Source organism: Pantoea phyllosphaerae, assembly GCF_051025595.1.
Classification (GTDB): domain Bacteria; phylum Pseudomonadota; class Gammaproteobacteria; order Enterobacterales; family Enterobacteriaceae; genus Pantoea.
On the sequence record NZ_JBPFDE010000002.1, the window covers coordinates 173,407 to 188,382 of the forward strand.

The following is a 14,976-nucleotide window of genomic DNA, read 5'->3' on the forward strand; positions in this document are numbered from 1 at the left end:
CATGCCAGCAGCGGGGGCGACAGCCGATTTACACTTCTACTAAAAACTTATCCTGGCCACACTAAAACCCCGCTCATTAACCTGTCCGGGCGGCTTTCTTGAGCATCTTTGTGAGAAGATAAGAAAATTCCTAAAAAATTTCACCGATTTAAATCAAATCCCGATAAACTGCGAGAACCATCCGCCTCTCAATACTGATTTAATGAATTATTATTCTCCTGATGACAGGCATCTGAAGTTACGCTCGACACGGTTCGTCAGGCGCATGTTTGCTATGCGACAGCTGGGAACCCTTCTCTGCTTCTATCCCATTCTGTCGGTATTAATGGAGTCGGGAAAAAGCCTGAGCGTCTGCGCGTTGCTGTTCGTTAACGCCTTTTTCTGGCCCTGGGTGGCATGGCGGCTGGCACTCGCCTCGGACGATCCTACCGGACGCGAACGTACTAACCTGACGCTGGACGCCGCCTTTGGCGGCATCTGGGTGGCCATGATGGCGATCAGCCCGCTGCCGTCTTTCGTTATCATGGCGGTTCTGGTGGCAGACCGCTACGCCGCGGGCGGCCTGGCGCAGCTTATCGCCGCGCTTCAGGCTTTCCTGGTCGCCTTCGTGCTGACCTGGGCGATGCAGGGCGCGCCGGTCACGATGAGCTTCAGCACGCGCACGGTGTGGCTGACGCTGCCGCTCGCCACCTTCTATCTGCTGGCGTTAAGCGTGGTCTCGTATAACCTGACGCTGAGTCTGCGTTTGAAAAATCGTGAGCTTGAGCGGATCGCGCTGATGGATCCAGGGCTGAAGATCCCCAACCGGCGGCTGTTTGAACGTCGCCTGGAGAGCGAGTTTCTGCGCACTCGTCGCGGGGAAAGCGCCGCCTGGCTAATGCTGATCGATGTCGACCATTTCAAAGCGGTCAACGACAGTTTTGGCCATGAAGCGGGGGATTTTTTGCTGGCGGAGATCTCCGCGCTGCTGCGCGACGGCGTCGGCATCGAGGATATTCCGGCGCGCTTCGGCGGCGACGAACTCTGCGTTATCGTGCGCGATGCGCAGGATGACGGGATTCTGGCGCTGGCGCACACCCTGAAAACGCGCATCGCGCAGCTTCGTTTGCCCACGTCGGCGGACTTTTCCTGCACGGTGAGTATCGGCATTGCGCCCGCCAGCAAGGCGGATTCGATCCACCACTGGCTGCGCCACGCCGACGAGGCGCTCTATCAGGTGAAGCGCGACGGCCGCAACGGCGTGTGCCTCTGGCAGCCGGCGTAAACGCCGAGCGTTAAACTCCCCAGCAGAGCGCGCGCTGTCAGCCTGATGAGGCTTTTTTACCGGCCGAGCCCGGTTCAGAAATCATGCGATGGCGCTGCGCCTTCTGGGATTCACTCTGAAGGCGATTGAGCACGTCGCCCTCATGTTCAGCCTCGTCGCTGCCGTAAACATATTCATGACCGCTCATCAGCGCGTACCAGGCGCGCTCGGCGACTTCGCTCGGCTTCGTCGGCTGCGAGGCGCCGACGATGGTGTCGGTCTGCCCCGCATTTTTGAAGAAATTGGTTTCCGTGGCACCGGGCATCAGCAGCGTCATATTCAGGCCGCTGCCCTTCAGTTCGTTGCGTATGGCCCAGAAGAAGGAGTTGACGAAGGCTTTAGACGCGCCATAAATCGCTTCGAAAGGAACTGGCGTGGTGCCGGAAACAGACGAGGTCATCAGCACATGTCCGCTACCGCGCTGGATCATGCCTTCCCACCTGCGCGGGCGTTAAATCGCAGGATAGTCGCCGTAGCCGTCTGGCCAGGGCGTCAGCAGGTCAAATCCGCTTTCCGTTACCGCCAGGGTATGTTCCCACTGCGCCGAAAGCGAGCGATCTTTGGTGACCACCGTCCAGCCGTCCGAGAGCACGCTGGTGCCCGCTTTACCGGCGTTGATCATCGGCTCAATGGTAAAGATCATGCCGGGCTCGAGCGCCAGACCTTGCCCGGGCGTGCCGTAGTGCAGGACCTGCGGCTCGTCATGATAGATCTGACCGACGCCATGGCCGCAATAGTCGCGCACCACGGAGAAACCGGCGCCTTCCGCGACGCGCTGGATCGCCGCGCCGACATCGCCCAGCGTCGCGCCCGGCTTCACGGCGTGAATGCCCGCGACCAGCGACTGATAAGTGATATCCACCAGCCGCCGCGCACGCACCGAGGGTTCGCCGACAAAGTACATGCGGCTGGTATCGCCGTACCAGCCCTCTTTAATGATGCCGATATCGATATTGACGATATCCCCTTTTTTCAGCCTTTTGGCCGAGGGGATGCCGTGACACACCACGTGGTTCACCGAGATGCAGGTGGTGCGCGTGTAGCCCTGATAGCCGATATTGGCGGGGATCACCTTCAGTTCGTTAACGATAAAATCGTGGCAGATCTCATCCAGCTCTTCTGTGGTGACGCCTGGCTGCACGTGCGGCGCAATCATCGCCAGCACCTGTGCCGCCGCGTGGCCCGCCGCGCGCGCCAGCTCAATTTGTTCCTGGGTATGGATCTTTACGCTTCTCTTCACTGCGCTTCTCCTTGTGGCAGGCGGTCGGCAGGGGAGAGGAGCTGACGCAGGTCGCTGCCATGCTCCAGTTCGACGCGGATCAGCAACTGCGCCAGCTCCTGCTGGGTAAAGTGCGGATAGAGCTCTGCCAGCATGCCCAGCTTGAGCCAGTGTTCAGCCTGCGCGTTAATGGAGCGGCTCATCGCCTGGCTGGCGATACGCAGATTTTCATGCATCAGATCGGATATTTTAACAATGCCCATGGTTGGCCTATATGAAACGTATATGGTTTGTATATAGGTTACGCTTTGCGGGCTGATGTGCAAGAGGAATGTAGCGCTGCTTCACCTTTACACCTCTTCTTTTAGAGGCGATTGAATTCCGTATGGAGCAGATGGGCCTGCGGCGAGAAACCTTGTGGCAGCGCCTGGGCACCTCAACTGCGTCTATGAGGCGCTGAACATTTTGTTGGCCTGCCTCACTGGGCCTAAAATTTGCCCGTTGTCTGCTGTACTTTCAAAGCATCAGCTCAATCATATTCAGCGTCATAATGTTGGCTCACACTCTACATATAAATTAACCCCTGGGTTGAGCGTCGCACCTTCATCGTCGAGGTCTTTATGTTGATAGCGCAGGTTTCAGATATCCACGCGTCACCTGAAAACGATAACTTACAACGGTTTGACCGGGTGCTAATGTGGCTTACGCATTTGCGACCTGACGTATTGGTGCTTACGGGTGATCTAACTGACGGACATTGGCATGAGGGTTACAAACAGATAGCTGATCGCCTGAGCCAGCAGAGTTATCCTTCGTTCGTCCTGCCAGGCAATTCAGACGACCGCCGTTTGATGCGTTCGGTATGGGCGGAAAATAAATGGGCGACTGATGCGCCTGCGGAAACCCTGCACTTTATCCATGATGTTGGCAGTCTGCGATTAATAGGTCTGGATTCTACGGTTGATACTCACGATTATGGCAGCGTGACTGCTCACCTCGAATGGCTTGATAAACAACTCAGTAAAGCTGAGAGCTTGCCATCACTACTGTTTATTCATCATCACGTATTTAAATCAGGCATACCTACGCTGGATAAATCGATGTGCAGAGGTCTGGATAAGTTAGATGAATTACTTAAACGTACATCGGCCAGACTACTGGCCATTTGTGCCGGACATGTTCACCGACCGATTGCTGGCACGTTCGCAGGCGTTCCCGCTTATCTATGTGGCTCTGTCTGCCCGGCCAATCCCGTCTGGTTTGGAACAAAACATATTCCTCCTGTCGATGATCCACCCGCATTAATGATTCACCGCTACAGCAGTGACATTCTTACCAGCCACCATGTATGCGTTTAACCGATGCATAAAAATCACCATACAGCTGGCATGCCAGCTTAGCTGTATCCACTTCAAGACAAAGAGCGATATCCTCATTAAACCCTCGCTGCTGAAGCTCAAGCGCTGAAGAACACTCATGAAGCGGCAGCAGGTTTTGCTTTTGATAAAACTGCCAGGCAGCAATGGCTGACTGCGCTTCAGGAGAACAACTCCCGCGTCCCATTGCGGCGATGATGCCACCGGCTGCTGCATAATCCTCAACAGCGGGACGAATGCTGTTATCTGGCCATCGCTCTCCACAGGGGATTACCAGGACACGCCTGAAGCCGCTACACGCTTCTGCCGTAGCAGAAAGGTTTCTGAAGCAGCCGCTGAAAACCGTAATGCCTGCATCCCTGGCTTTGAATGAAATGGCCGAACCATTAGGAGATGGAAGTACCAGACTTTCACCCTCGCTAATCCTCTGAATCGAGACTGGTGACAAGCTGTAATCTCCAGCGCTGAATCTTCTGTCAGGACTGGCTGTCTTCGCGCCGATTTCCTGCCGAACTCGCTGGCAGACTCGTTTTTCCACGGATACGGATAAATGCGGGCCCCCTTATCGACAGCCAGGCTGACGCTCGTTGAGAACGACATAACGTCAACAATGACAGCACAGTCGACCTCCCTTGCAAGATGCTCTACGGCAGACAGGCCCCATTCCAGGCGAATCTCATATTTATTCTGACTGAACCATTGCACGAGGCTTTCTCCGTTACAGGATGCCGGTGAGATGAAATTAACAACAGCATTCGCTCACGAATCACACCTTCCCCTACACTATGTTATGTTTAAAACCCTTCCATAACATGAGGGTAGAAACATGATAGTAAGAACATGGCACGGATGCGTACCCATCAAGTATGCAGAAGGCTTTGCAGACCATTTGCAAAAAACGGGCGTTGAACATTCAGAGAGGACACCAGGAAATCTGGGAGCGTATGTACGCAGAGAGACGCAGGCTAAGTGGGAGCATTTCTTTCTGGCGACTTACTGGAAAGATCTTGAGGCTGTAAAGGCATTCGCAGGCGAACAATACCAGATTGCAGTTACCTATCCGGATGATGAGCAATTTCAGCTGCTATCCGATCCTTACGTCTTCCAGCATCACGTCCAAACGATATCTCCTTTGTAATCATTTGCTGGCTGACGCTGTGCGGCTGTTCGGCCAGTGTCACAAAGAAGCCCTGCAGGCTGGCCCAGTGGCTGCAGGTAAATCACACCTGTTAAGCTGGGTGATAAAATGAAGGGGGCTGGCCCGTAACCCGACGGAACATTGTCGCGAAGGAGGAGCCATTGTCATAACCAAGCGACAACGCGACTTCATTCACCGGTGTGCCTGTTAGCAGCAATGACAGCGCGCTAACGACACAGGCTCGCTGACGCCAGGTGGAAAACGACATGCCGGTTTGCTGCCGAAAATGGCGGCGAAATGAGCTGCCGCTCATAAACAGCGCCCTGGCCCAGCGCTCGGCTGGATCGTGAATGGCTGGGGCGAGTAAAAAAGCCTGACACAGCGCCAGTAGGGCGGGCTGCTGCGGCAAAGGGATCTCAAATGCGCACACCGGCATTGCCGCCAGTTCCAGGAGCATTAACTCTTTAAGTGCTCGATCGCGCATACTTTCATAGCGCGGCGGCAAATCTACTGCCTCTAGCAGAAGCTGCCGCAACAGCGGCGATACGCCAATAACTTCGCAGCGGCTGATGTTACGCAATCTGGCCGCGCATGCGGGTTCGATATACAGGCTACGCGTAGTGACGCCCACAAACTTTACGGCATGCAAGGTTTCGGGGGGAATCCATACCCCATGCTGGGGCGGCGGAAGATTATCGTTTTCTTGAGCAGCTAATCGCGCACTACCGCATTGACTGTGATTACCAGCAGACTGGCCGTCTGGCAGCAGCGTGGATCCCCGCGCATCTGGAGAGCTGGAAAAAACGTTTGCCGTTACTGAATGAGGTCAGCCAGGTCAATGCGCAGCTGCTGTCGCGCGAGGAGTTGCGTGCTGAGCTGGACAGCCCCGCGTATCACGGCGGCATTCTGATTGAGCGCGCTGGCCTGCTTAATCCGGCGCGTTATTATGCTGGCGTGCTGCATGCAGCGCGCGCGGCGGGCGTCATGGTATGCAGCGGTTCAGCGGTAAGCCGCATCGAAAAAGCTGACGCTCAGTATCGCGTGATTTCCGGGCGGGGGAGCGTTAATGCACGTCACGTTATCATCGCCACCAATGGCTATACCGGACCTGAAATGGCGCATCTGCGTGCGCGCATCGTGCCGGTTACCAGCCACCAAATCGCGACGGAACCGTTGCCGGAGCCGCTGCGGCACAGCCTGATCCCACACCAGCGCGGCGTCGCGGAGACGCAGCGCGTCACGCATTACTTCCGCTATTCGCCAGATGGATCGCGTCTGCTGTTTGGGGGGCGCGCACGTTTTTATCCGCTCAACCGGCAGCAGTCGGCGCGGGTGCTGCATCAGCACATGACACAGCGCTTTCCACAGCTGCGGGATGTCAAAATCAGCTTCAGCTGGGGCGGCAAAGTGGCCGTCACGCTCGACTATCTGCCGCATATTGGTCAGACACCTGAAGGCTGCTTCTATGCCGTTGGCTGCAACGGCAGCGGCGTCACCATGATGAGCTGGCTGGGCCATCGCCTGGCGCGGCATCTGCTTGAAGAGACGCCCCTCAGCACGAGTCCTTATGGCGTCTCGCCGCTGCCCGGCAATCCGCTCTACACCGGCAACACCTGGTTTATGCCGCTGCTTGGCAGCTACTACCAGGTGCGCGATCGCCTTTATAAATCTGCACATTCGCAAACGCAATAAGGGGAAAGTATGGGATTACGCATTGGTGTCGATATCGGCGGCTCGTTTACCTACTTTGCCGTCTTTGATGAAGAGTCGGGCAAACTACACAGCCTTAAGGTTTTCTCGCGGCCCGATGAGCCAGGTCAGGAGGTGCTGCATGGTATTCAGGAGCTGGTCAAGCGGTATCAGATTAACCCGGCGGATATTCACTATTTCACCCACGGCACCACGGTGGGTGTAAACGCGGTAGTGCAGAAAAAAGGCGCAAAGCTTGGGCTGATCACTAATCGCTATTTTGAGGATGTGCTGGAGCTGGGCAGGCTGAAAACGCCCGATATGTACAGTCTGCATTCGCTACGGCCAGAGCCGCTGATTGCGCGCGAAAATATATTTGGTATCGACTGCCGGATCGATGCGGCTGGCAACGTCCTGCGTGACATAGACGAACAGAGCGTGCGCCATGCCATTGACGGGCTGCGCAACATCGGTTGCGAAGGCGTAGTCATCGCGCTGCTGCATGCCTATCGCAACCCCGCTCATGAAAAGCAGGTGCAGTCTCTGATTGAACAGGCGATGCCGGGCATTTTCGTCAGCTGTTCCAGCGACGTCTGGCCCACCATCCGCGAGTTTGAACGCACGCAGACGGCAGTAATCGGAGCCTATGTGCAGCCGCGTGTGGCGCATTATCTTGGTGCGCTGCAGCAGGCGCTGAGCCAGGCTGGCGTGGGCGCCGAACTGAAAGTCACCAAATCTAACGGCGGCGTAATGAGTGCCGAAAGCGGTAAAGCGGAATGCGTGCAGATGATCCTGTCCGGCACCGCATCGGGCGTAATGGGCGCAGCCTGGGTAGCGCGTCAGTGCGGGCGCGAAAATGTGATGAGTCTGGATATTGGCGGCACCACAGCTGACGTGGCACTGATCGTCGGCGGCGCAGCGCAGTATGATACGGGCGAATATATCGGTGATTACCAGGTCCACATTCCTTCGGTGTCAGTCACCTCAATCGGCGACGGTGGCGGCTCCATTGCGCGCGTGGATGAGTTTGGCGTACTCAAGGTCGGTCCGGAAAGTGCGGGTTCAACGCCGGGACCGGTCTGCTATGGACGCGGCGGCATGCAGCCCACCATTACTGACGCCTTTGTGGCGCTGGGCATCCTCGGCCAGGCAAATCTGGGCTACAACGCGGTTAAGGTGGATGTTGCTGCAGCAAAAAGCGCGATAGGCGCGCTGGCGGAACGTCTCGGGCAGTCGGTTGAAACCACCGCCGAAGCCATTATCAAAGTGTCCGTTTCCGGCATGTATGCCGGTATCAGCCGCCTGGTCTCGCGCTTCGGCATCGATCCGCGGGCGTTTTCGTTAATGCCGTTTGGCGGTGCCGGGCCGATGATGGCCTGCTACCTGGCGCGCGCCATGCATATGCACGAGGTGCTGGTGCCGCTTACGCCTGGCGTACTGAGCGCGTTAGGCGGCCTGGTTGCTGACGTGAAGAATGACTTTGTGCGCATCATCTACAGCGACTTGACGGCGGAAAGTCTGCCGCAGCTGGCAGCTGAATACCGGTTGCTCGAAAATCAGGCGCGTGAGTGGCTGAGTCGTGAAGTCAGTGACGGCAACTGTGGTCAGTTTAGCCTGTCAGCAGAGATGCGCTATAAGGGGCAGTCATTTGAAATTGAAACGCCATTACAGCAACAGGATCTGGCCGCAGGCAATCTCGCGCAGATCCGCGAGGCGTTTCATGCTCAGCATGCTCACCTTTATGCTTACAGCGATCGCGATGCGCAGATTCAGGTGGTTTCGCTGCGGCTGGTGGTCAGTATGCCAACGCCAAAACCGCAGCTGGAGCCGCTGCCGCAAAATAACGCTGCCCCGCAGCCTGCCGAACATATTGATGTGTGGATGTCAGGCGCTTATCACACCGTCCCGCTCTATCAGCGCGAGCAACTCTCGGGCGGCCAGCATTTCACCGGTCCGGCAGTGATTTGTCAGTCCGACACCACCGTAACGCTGTTGCCAGGTTTCCGCGCGCAGGTTGATCCCCTGGGCAATCTCATCCTCACCGATCTCACCCACACGGCGAATTAAGGAGTAGCGATATGGCTTTTGAACCTTCAGAACTGCAGATCCTGGCCAATTACTGTGTGGCGGCGGCGGAGAGCATAGCACATACGCTGGTGCGCACAGCGCACTCCACTTTTGTGAAAGAGACGGAAGATTTCTCCTGCGCGCTGCTGACCCCGGAAGGACTGGCTTTCGCTTCGCCAAAAACGCTGGGCGCAACCTGGTATATCGGCCTCGATTACGGTCCGGTTCTGGGTATGATCGATGATTACCAACCGGGTGACGTGGCGATGACCAACGATGCCTACAGCGGCAACGTCGCTACGCACAGCCCGGATATGGTGATGTGGAAACCGGTGTTCTGGCAGGGCAGGCTGGTCTGTTTCGTCGGCGGGCATATCCATAACACCGATGTTGGCGGCGCTGTACCTGCATCGCTGTCACGCACGTTGACGGAAATCCATCAGGAAGGGATCCGCATTCCGCCCACCAAAATCGTGCGCGAAGGCGTGCTGGATGAGGCACTGCTCAATCTGATAAAAATCAACGTGCGTGCGCCGGAACAGAACATCGGCGATCTTCACGCGCAGCTGGCAATGCTGGCCAATGGCGAAAAGCGCGTCCATGAAATGATCGCCCATTTCGGCGTAGAGAGTTTTCAGCAGGGAATGTACGCGCTGCTCGATTACGCCGCGCAACAGGCGGAACGGGTTCTGGAGAGCGTGCCTGACGGCGATTACTTTTTTGCGGAGTACGCCGATGAGGACAGTGTTAACGGCAAACCGATGCGCGTGGCGATGACGCTTAAGATTCTCGGTGGCCGCGCGGTGCTGGATTACACCGGCAGCGACCCACAGCTGCTTTCATCTCTTAATATGCCAACCGGCGGCATGACGCGGCATGCGCTCGCGCTGGTGGGTTATCACTACGTTCTCTACACGCTTAATCCTGACATTCTGCTCAATGCGGGCCTGGATCGCGTCGTGGAATGCATATTGCCGGAAGGCAGCGTAATGAATGCCGTTTATCCGGCCGCGGTCGGCATGCGAAGCCTGACCTGTAAACTGACGCATGTCCTGACTTTTGGCGCTTTCTCACAGGCGGTGCCCGACCGTCTGCCAGCCTGCGCCGCCTGCGGCCTGGCGATCCTTAATGTCAAAACCACTAACGCTTCGGGACGGTCGGTAATCGCCTCTATCGGCCCGGTAGGCGGCGGCGCTGGCGGCATGCCGTTTGGCGATGGCGAAGAGGGATCGGGTGCCAACGTGGCTTTTTTGCGCAACACGCCGGTGGAAATTAATGAGGCTGAAGTGCCCATCCGTATCACGCGTTACTGTCTGGTACCGGATTCTGGCGGCGCGGGCAAATATCGTGGCGGTCTTGGGCTGATGATGGAGTTTCAGGTCTTTGCGCCTGACACCACTGTCACTGCGCGCAACCGCGATCGCACCCATTTCGCTTCCTGGGGCGTGCTGGGCGGCAAAGCGGGCAGCAATGCCATTTTCGTCAAAAACCCTGACAGCGCATCCGCTGAAATACTGGGCAACAATGACGTCATTCACTGTCCGGCGGGCGATGTTATCCGCCTGTCTGGCGCGGGCGGCGGTGGCTATGGTGCACCGCTGGAGCGCGATATTCAGCAAGTCGTGCGCGATGTGAAAAGCGGTTACGTCTCCGCCGCATGCGCAGAACAGGATTATGGTGTGGTGATCCGTAATGGAGAGCTGGATAGCGCGGCCACGCAGCAGAAACGCGATACGATGATGACAGCTATGAAGGCCGTAGCGCATTTTGATTACGGCCCATGGCGCACCCGATTTGAACAAAGCTGGACGCCTGAACGCTATCTTGCCCTGACCGACATATTATCCCAGGTACCGGTGATCTGGCGCTTTCACATCAAACATCGCCTGTTCGATGCACTCGCAAAAGCTGAAAAATCGGATGGCTTTTCAAACCAGGGCAGTGAAGTCATTTATCACCTCTTTAATGAAATAAAGGATGACTACCGGGAGTTTCTTACAAGATGATGGAAGCGGTTAGCGATGAGTCACAGAGGGATCAATTTAACATCAAGCGGAAAGGTGCAGTGGCAGGCGCAATGCCTACAGTGGCGCAACCGGTTAAGCTGAAGAACGGGAATTCAATCAGCGATCGATGAGCAATATGGGCAGGTGTCCTGAACAAATCAAGGTGACGTTTGTTTGAACAGAGACACCTGTAACCTTTACAAGACGAATCGCCACGGGTTTATCCGACCCCTCAGCGTCATTTAAGCTGCCTTAATGAAAGGGGCATATCAGCAGCAAGCGCAATCCTGAAGATTGTAAACCTGAAACGGTCAAACAGGTTATTGATCGTGGTCATCCTGTTTCCAGCGTGGCAACACCTCTCGATATCACTCCCCACAGTCGCAATGCCTGGATAAAAAAGTACGGGCCGGACGCTTCCATCAGCAATGAGCAGCCTGATACTCAGGCCGGGATCCGCCAACTTAAGAAGGCGCTGAAGCGGGTTGCTGACGAACGGGACATTAAAGCCGAGGCTTCTGGCACGTCCGCTTCTGGCACAAAGCGGACAGTCTGACTGAGCTGAAGAGCCGATACAGGCGGAAAGAGACGCCTTGCGCCTGCTGTAGTGAATATGTCATTTTAGTGTTTGAAGGATGTGTGAGAAACGTCGATGGTTATTCGTAAATGAAGTCAAAAAGAGCGTGATAATAAGGATATGCTATGCCGGGTGTAACGCTGACCCTTTCCGGGTCAAAAAATGAAAAGTTAACCAAAGAGTGTGTGCTTTTAGCAACGCAAATCACATGCGATATTTTGAAGAAAAACAGCTTTGAAACCATGGTTATCGTGAAGTACATCGATAGGGAAGACTGGTTTATTGATGGTAAAAATCTGGTGGAGTGGGGAAAAAACTCTTTCAGGCTTGAAGTGACTGTTGTTGATGAAACCTGTAGCAAAGATCAAAAGGCGGCATATCAAAAGGCAATTTATACTGCTATGGATCAGGTAATTGAAAACTTACACCCTCATTCAAATGTGCATATCATTGATTGTAAGGCTGCCTCATACGGATATACCGGTATAACGCAAGAGTACAGATATCAGCATAAAGATGAGTTTTACTGAATCAATGCCATAGCATGACTGTTTCGCCTCTGGAGGGGAAGTAAAGTGAGTGTTTCTGAATGGAGTGAATGGCAGCAAAATAATTACCTGGTCAGTACCGATAGTAAAAAGCTGGATTTACAGGCTATTCATCATTACCTGACGAGGTCAAGCTGGGCTAAAGGTATCTCACCAGACACTGTTGCGTTATCAATAAAAAATAGCCTTAACTTTGGGGTGTATCACTCTGATGTGCAGATAGGCTTTGCTCGTCTTATAACAGATTACGCTACTTTTGCTTATTTGAGTGATGTCTATATACTGGAAGAATATCAGGGCAAGGGGCTGGGGAGATGGGTGATGGAATGTATACATCAACATCCTATATTTGAGCAGCTTCGTAGGATCATGTTGGTTACCACAACCGCGCCCTGGCTTTATGAGAAATTAGGGTATGAGCCAGTAAACCAAAAAAACTTTGCGTGGACAATTGCCCGTCCAGATATTTATAGCCAGGTAAAAGCTGATTGAGCAACTTTCACCTTAAGCTCCCCGTAGTGTTTTGCTTACCTCTGTGTAAGGTCCGCTTCTGGCACAGAGCGGACACCCAAAACCGTCTGTTAATCTAAGTAAAATCTCATATTCTCAGTGATCTGTTTTGCCAGGATAGCATGGTCCATTTCCCAGCGTGCCGGGCTGAACAGTTCTGCTGACCACACGCCGTTAAAACCGGTGGCTTTTACCGCATTGCCCCATGCCTGGATATCAATATCCCCCTCGCCGGGCATATAAGCGCGCAACACGGTTTCATTCCACTCTTCACCAGGGTAGGGCTTACGGCCATCACAAAAGTGCACACCATAGATAAGGGCGGGATCAAGCCGTCGAATCTCTTCCGGCGTAGTATACCCGGTCGCAAAGAGGTGCCAGAAGTCGATTACCAAACCGATGTTAGGTGCGTTTATACGCTTAATCACCTCCAGTGCCTGATTGAGCGTGTTGAATCGGGTATGTGCGATAACTTCAATTTGATAGCGCACCCCATGCTGCTGACCAATACTGGCAATCTCAGAAATATTTTCGGTAATAATATCGAGGCGCTCTCCCTCAGGCAGATGATCAATGCCATGCTGCGCCAGAATCTGAATAGTCGGGCAGGCCAAATCTGACGCAATCTGCGTCAGTCGCCTGGCTTCAGCCAGCATTTGCTGCTTTTCTGTGCCCTGATGACGTTCAATATTTATCAGGGCATTAAGACACAGGGTCTGCAATCCATACCCCCGCACCAGCTTGTTAAGTTCACCAGTGCTGCCGCCGTGATCGAGATAGCGCAGCAATTTGTCATGCAACAACTCCAGGCCGTCATAGCCCGCTTCCGCGGCTATACGCGCTTCAGTCACGACATTGCAGTAATGTGTTGAAATACCGTGCAGTGCTTTAAGCATAATTTTCTCCGCATCAGGATTTAACATAGCGGGAATCAACTGAAGACATACAGCTGACATATGGCCCCTCACTATTACTGGGTGCACCTTGCTCTGTACGGAAGCAAAAGAAGGCTGGAGGCAATTCAGAACCGGTTAGGGCAGGGCAATGGTACCGAACATAAAGCAACCATATGACTTATCTTTTGATCTGGCCGGTTATCCAGAATTTTTTATAACGAGCAGGTGGGATGCCGACAAGGTTATGAAAGATCCGATGGAAATTGTTCACGTTGTCGTATCCTACTGCACTCGCTACATCTATGACTCCCAAATCAGTGCTTAATAATAAGTTCTGTGCCTCACCGATACGGCGACGGGTCTGATATTGTTTTGGGGAATAGCCCGAGTAAGCTTTGAATATATGCGCCAGATAAAACTGATTCATATTCATCGCTGCGGTAATCGAATTGAGAGAGATATCTTCTTTATAATGGTTATCGATATAGTCCTTCACGCGCTGCCCTAATAATATGCTGGCACTCTCCTGTTGAGGTTTGCTTTCTATCCAGATATTTCGGCACAGCAATAACAACACGCTGAGTAGGCTATCGCCAATTTCTGTGCTGTAGAGACGTTTACTGCTGACGTGCGACCACATTTGCTCAAACAGCCGGCAAATTTCATAGTAATAACTGCCGCTCGGCATGACCGCGGTTTGCGAGCGAGGTGTAAGTACGTTTAGTGGCAAACCATCGATCTTCAGTTGCTCGACGCCACAGCTAAATATCAGCAAGTCATCTGATGCTTCCGGACATTCATCATGAAGCACGCTGGCATTGAACAGCAATATATCGCCAGCTTTAACAACATAGCTACGGCCGTCGATATTATAAATCCCCTTGCCTGAGCGGATGAACATTAACTCAAAGCGTTCATCATGTTTATGCATTACGCGAGGGATCGCTTCCTCTCTGCCTTCAGCTTTGCAGATGAAGCTCAGGCGCGGTCGCATGCCACTATCGAAGCCGCGTGCGGAAGGATGCTCATTAAGGCTGAAGGTGATCATAGTCTCTCCTGTCGTAATGCCGCTATTCTGACATGACTTTATGCCGTAGTAATCATCAACTTTGCTTTTTGTCCCTTCTTAACCCACTGATATTTAATGCCAGAAGAAGATTTCCTTATCCTTAGCTCTCTTTACTTGTTATGCCCACTCTGGTCACGGAAGGAGACATGAGCGCCATCACGTTCTTTGAAAATCTGCCTGATGCACTTAATCAGATAAAGAGAGCAACGTGCTAACACTACCTGAGGGTTATATTTTCATTAAAAGAAAAAATATCATCAAAATTGCTATTTTATTTCTCACAGGTATGTAATGACAGCGGCGCCATAAATTTATATTTAAAAACCTCTTCAATCTTGCTATGTCAACGTCAATATTTAACGACGTGATGATTATCACTGCTTTACAAGAATTTAATTAAAAATTTTTGATCGCCGACACGCTGGTAAATAGTGCGCTCAGCGGTATCTGGCTTTTACTTTTAACTTTGATGTAACGTTGCCGTAACGTTTAAGGGGCACAGCAGCATCTTCGCGCTGACATTGAAAATACTGTTTACCTGGCCCATAAATTAATCGCTCTATTTTTACGTTATTAAA

The 14,976-nt window shown here is 53.5% G+C and carries 13 protein-coding genes and 3 pseudogenes; 9 read left to right on the forward strand and 7 right to left on the reverse strand.

Going from position 1 to position 14,976, the window contains the following annotated elements; genetic code table 11:
- The first annotated feature begins 202 nt into the window (after window positions 1-202).
- Window positions 203-1,264: a diguanylate cyclase gene (locus ACR6A7_RS04040; protein WP_434123519.1), complete on the forward strand. Its 1,062-nt coding sequence runs from the start codon at window positions 203-205 to the stop codon at window positions 1,262-1,264.
- 37 nt (window positions 1,265-1,301) lie between these two features.
- Here the strand turns inward: ACR6A7_RS04040 and ACR6A7_RS04045 are convergent, their stop codons facing one another.
- From ACR6A7_RS04045 to ACR6A7_RS04055, 3 genes are read right to left on the reverse strand one after another with little or no spacing between them, the layout of a single operon-like run.
- Window positions 1,302-1,733, reverse strand: coding sequence for an SDR family NAD(P)-dependent oxidoreductase (locus tag ACR6A7_RS04045; RefSeq protein WP_434123520.1), 432 nt, complete (start codon window positions 1,731-1,733; stop codon window positions 1,302-1,304).
- Window positions 1,734-1,754: 21 nt separating this feature from the next.
- Window positions 1,755-2,543: a type I methionyl aminopeptidase gene (map, locus tag ACR6A7_RS04050; RefSeq protein WP_434123522.1), complete on the reverse strand. Its 789-nt coding sequence runs from the start codon at window positions 2,541-2,543 to the stop codon at window positions 1,755-1,757.
- On the reverse strand, window positions 2,540-2,785 hold the full coding sequence (locus tag ACR6A7_RS04055) for a ParD-like family protein (protein ID WP_434123523.1): 246 nt from the start codon (window positions 2,783-2,785) through the stop codon (window positions 2,540-2,542). Before ACR6A7_RS04055 ends, map begins: the two co-directional genes overlap by 4 nt.
- A gap of 357 nt (window positions 2,786-3,142) precedes the next feature.
- Between ACR6A7_RS04055 and ACR6A7_RS04060 the strand changes: the two genes are divergently transcribed.
- Window positions 3,143-3,880 carry a metallophosphoesterase gene (locus ACR6A7_RS04060; protein WP_434123525.1) on the forward strand — a complete coding sequence of 246 codons (738 nt, stop codon included), beginning with the start codon at window positions 3,143-3,145 and terminating at the stop codon, window positions 3,878-3,880.
- On the opposite strand, the pseudogene ACR6A7_RS04065 reads toward ACR6A7_RS04060, so the two are convergent.
- Window positions 3,855-4,603: pseudogene (locus tag ACR6A7_RS04065) on the reverse strand (2-phosphosulfolactate phosphatase). The gene ACR6A7_RS04060 and the pseudogene ACR6A7_RS04065 sit on opposite strands and share 26 nt — an antisense overlap.
- 121 nt (window positions 4,604-4,724) lie before the next feature.
- Between ACR6A7_RS04065 and ACR6A7_RS04070 the strand changes: the two are divergent.
- Window positions 4,725-5,036: an antibiotic biosynthesis monooxygenase gene (locus tag ACR6A7_RS04070; protein WP_434123526.1), complete on the forward strand. Its 312-nt coding sequence runs from the start codon at window positions 4,725-4,727 to the stop codon at window positions 5,034-5,036.
- Window positions 5,037-5,127: 91 nt separating this feature from the next.
- Here ACR6A7_RS04070 and ACR6A7_RS04075 read toward each other — a convergent pair.
- Window positions 5,128-5,724 (reverse strand): annotated as a pseudogene (locus tag ACR6A7_RS04075) (AraC family transcriptional regulator); the annotation flags it as partial.
- A gap of 41 nt (window positions 5,725-5,765) precedes the next feature.
- Here ACR6A7_RS04075 and ACR6A7_RS04080 point away from each other — a divergent pair.
- The 6 genes and pseudogenes from ACR6A7_RS04080 (at window position 5,766) to ACR6A7_RS04105 (ending at window position 12,415) form a co-directional block, all read left to right on the forward strand.
- The gene (locus ACR6A7_RS04080) at window positions 5,766-6,728 is read left to right on the forward strand and encodes an NAD(P)/FAD-dependent oxidoreductase (protein WP_434123801.1); all 963 of its coding nucleotides are present in this window, start codon (window positions 5,766-5,768) and stop codon (window positions 6,726-6,728) included.
- A gap of 9 nt (window positions 6,729-6,737) precedes the next feature.
- The gene (locus ACR6A7_RS04085; RefSeq protein ID WP_434123528.1) at window positions 6,738-8,792 is read left to right on the forward strand and encodes a hydantoinase/oxoprolinase family protein; all 2,055 of its coding nucleotides are present in this window, start codon (window positions 6,738-6,740) and stop codon (window positions 8,790-8,792) included.
- Window positions 8,793-8,803: 11 nt separating this feature from the next.
- Window positions 8,804-10,798: a hydantoinase B/oxoprolinase family protein gene (locus tag ACR6A7_RS04090; protein WP_434123529.1), complete on the forward strand. Its 1,995-nt coding sequence runs from the start codon at window positions 8,804-8,806 to the stop codon at window positions 10,796-10,798.
- Between the two features lie 268 nt (window positions 10,799-11,066).
- Window positions 11,067-11,333: pseudogene (locus ACR6A7_RS04095) on the forward strand (transposase); the annotation flags it as partial.
- A 167-nt stretch (window positions 11,334-11,500) separates the two neighbouring features.
- A complete protein-coding gene (locus ACR6A7_RS04100) occupies window positions 11,501-11,905 on the forward strand; it encodes a tautomerase family protein (RefSeq protein ID WP_434123530.1) in 405 nt (134 codons plus the stop codon).
- 45 nt (window positions 11,906-11,950) lie between these two features.
- Entirely contained in the window at window positions 11,951-12,415 is a 465-nt protein-coding gene (locus ACR6A7_RS04105) for a GNAT family N-acetyltransferase (RefSeq protein ID WP_434123531.1), read from the forward strand.
- Between the two features lie 89 nt (window positions 12,416-12,504).
- Here the strand turns inward: ACR6A7_RS04105 and ACR6A7_RS04110 are convergent, their stop codons facing one another.
- Entirely contained in the window at window positions 12,505-13,329 is an 825-nt protein-coding gene (locus ACR6A7_RS04110; protein ID WP_434123534.1) for a sugar phosphate isomerase/epimerase family protein, read from the reverse strand.
- A 178-nt stretch (window positions 13,330-13,507) separates the two neighbouring features.
- The gene (locus ACR6A7_RS04115) at window positions 13,508-14,377 is read right to left on the reverse strand and encodes an AraC family transcriptional regulator (protein WP_434123535.1); all 870 of its coding nucleotides are present in this window, start codon (window positions 14,375-14,377) and stop codon (window positions 13,508-13,510) included.
- Window positions 14,378-14,976: the final 599 nt, after the last annotated feature.

Excerpts from the sequence above, each read along its gene's own strand:
- ACR6A7_RS04040 (WP_434123519.1), top strand. The coding sequence starts at position 203 with ATGAATTATTATTCTCCTGATGACAGGCATCTGAAGTTACGCTCGACA.
- ACR6A7_RS04045 (WP_434123520.1), bottom strand. The coding sequence starts at position 1,733 with ATGATCCAGCGCGGTAGCGGACATGTGCTGATGACCTCGTCTGTTTCC.
- ACR6A7_RS04055 (WP_434123523.1), bottom strand. The coding sequence starts at position 2,785 with ATGGGCATTGTTAAAATATCCGATCTGATGCATGAAAATCTGCGTATC.
- ACR6A7_RS04060 (WP_434123525.1), top strand. The coding sequence starts at position 3,143 with ATGTTGATAGCGCAGGTTTCAGATATCCACGCGTCACCTGAAAACGAT.
- ACR6A7_RS04070 (WP_434123526.1), top strand. The coding sequence starts at position 4,725 with ATGATAGTAAGAACATGGCACGGATGCGTACCCATCAAGTATGCAGAA.
- ACR6A7_RS04085 (WP_434123528.1), top strand. The coding sequence starts at position 6,738 with ATGGGATTACGCATTGGTGTCGATATCGGCGGCTCGTTTACCTACTTT.
- ACR6A7_RS04090 (WP_434123529.1), top strand. The coding sequence starts at position 8,804 with ATGGCTTTTGAACCTTCAGAACTGCAGATCCTGGCCAATTACTGTGTG.
- ACR6A7_RS04100 (WP_434123530.1), top strand. The coding sequence starts at position 11,501 with ATGCCGGGTGTAACGCTGACCCTTTCCGGGTCAAAAAATGAAAAGTTA.
- ACR6A7_RS04110 (WP_434123534.1), bottom strand. The coding sequence starts at position 13,329 with ATGCTTAAAGCACTGCACGGTATTTCAACACATTACTGCAATGTCGTG.
- ACR6A7_RS04115 (WP_434123535.1), bottom strand. The coding sequence starts at position 14,377 with ATGATCACCTTCAGCCTTAATGAGCATCCTTCCGCACGCGGCTTCGAT.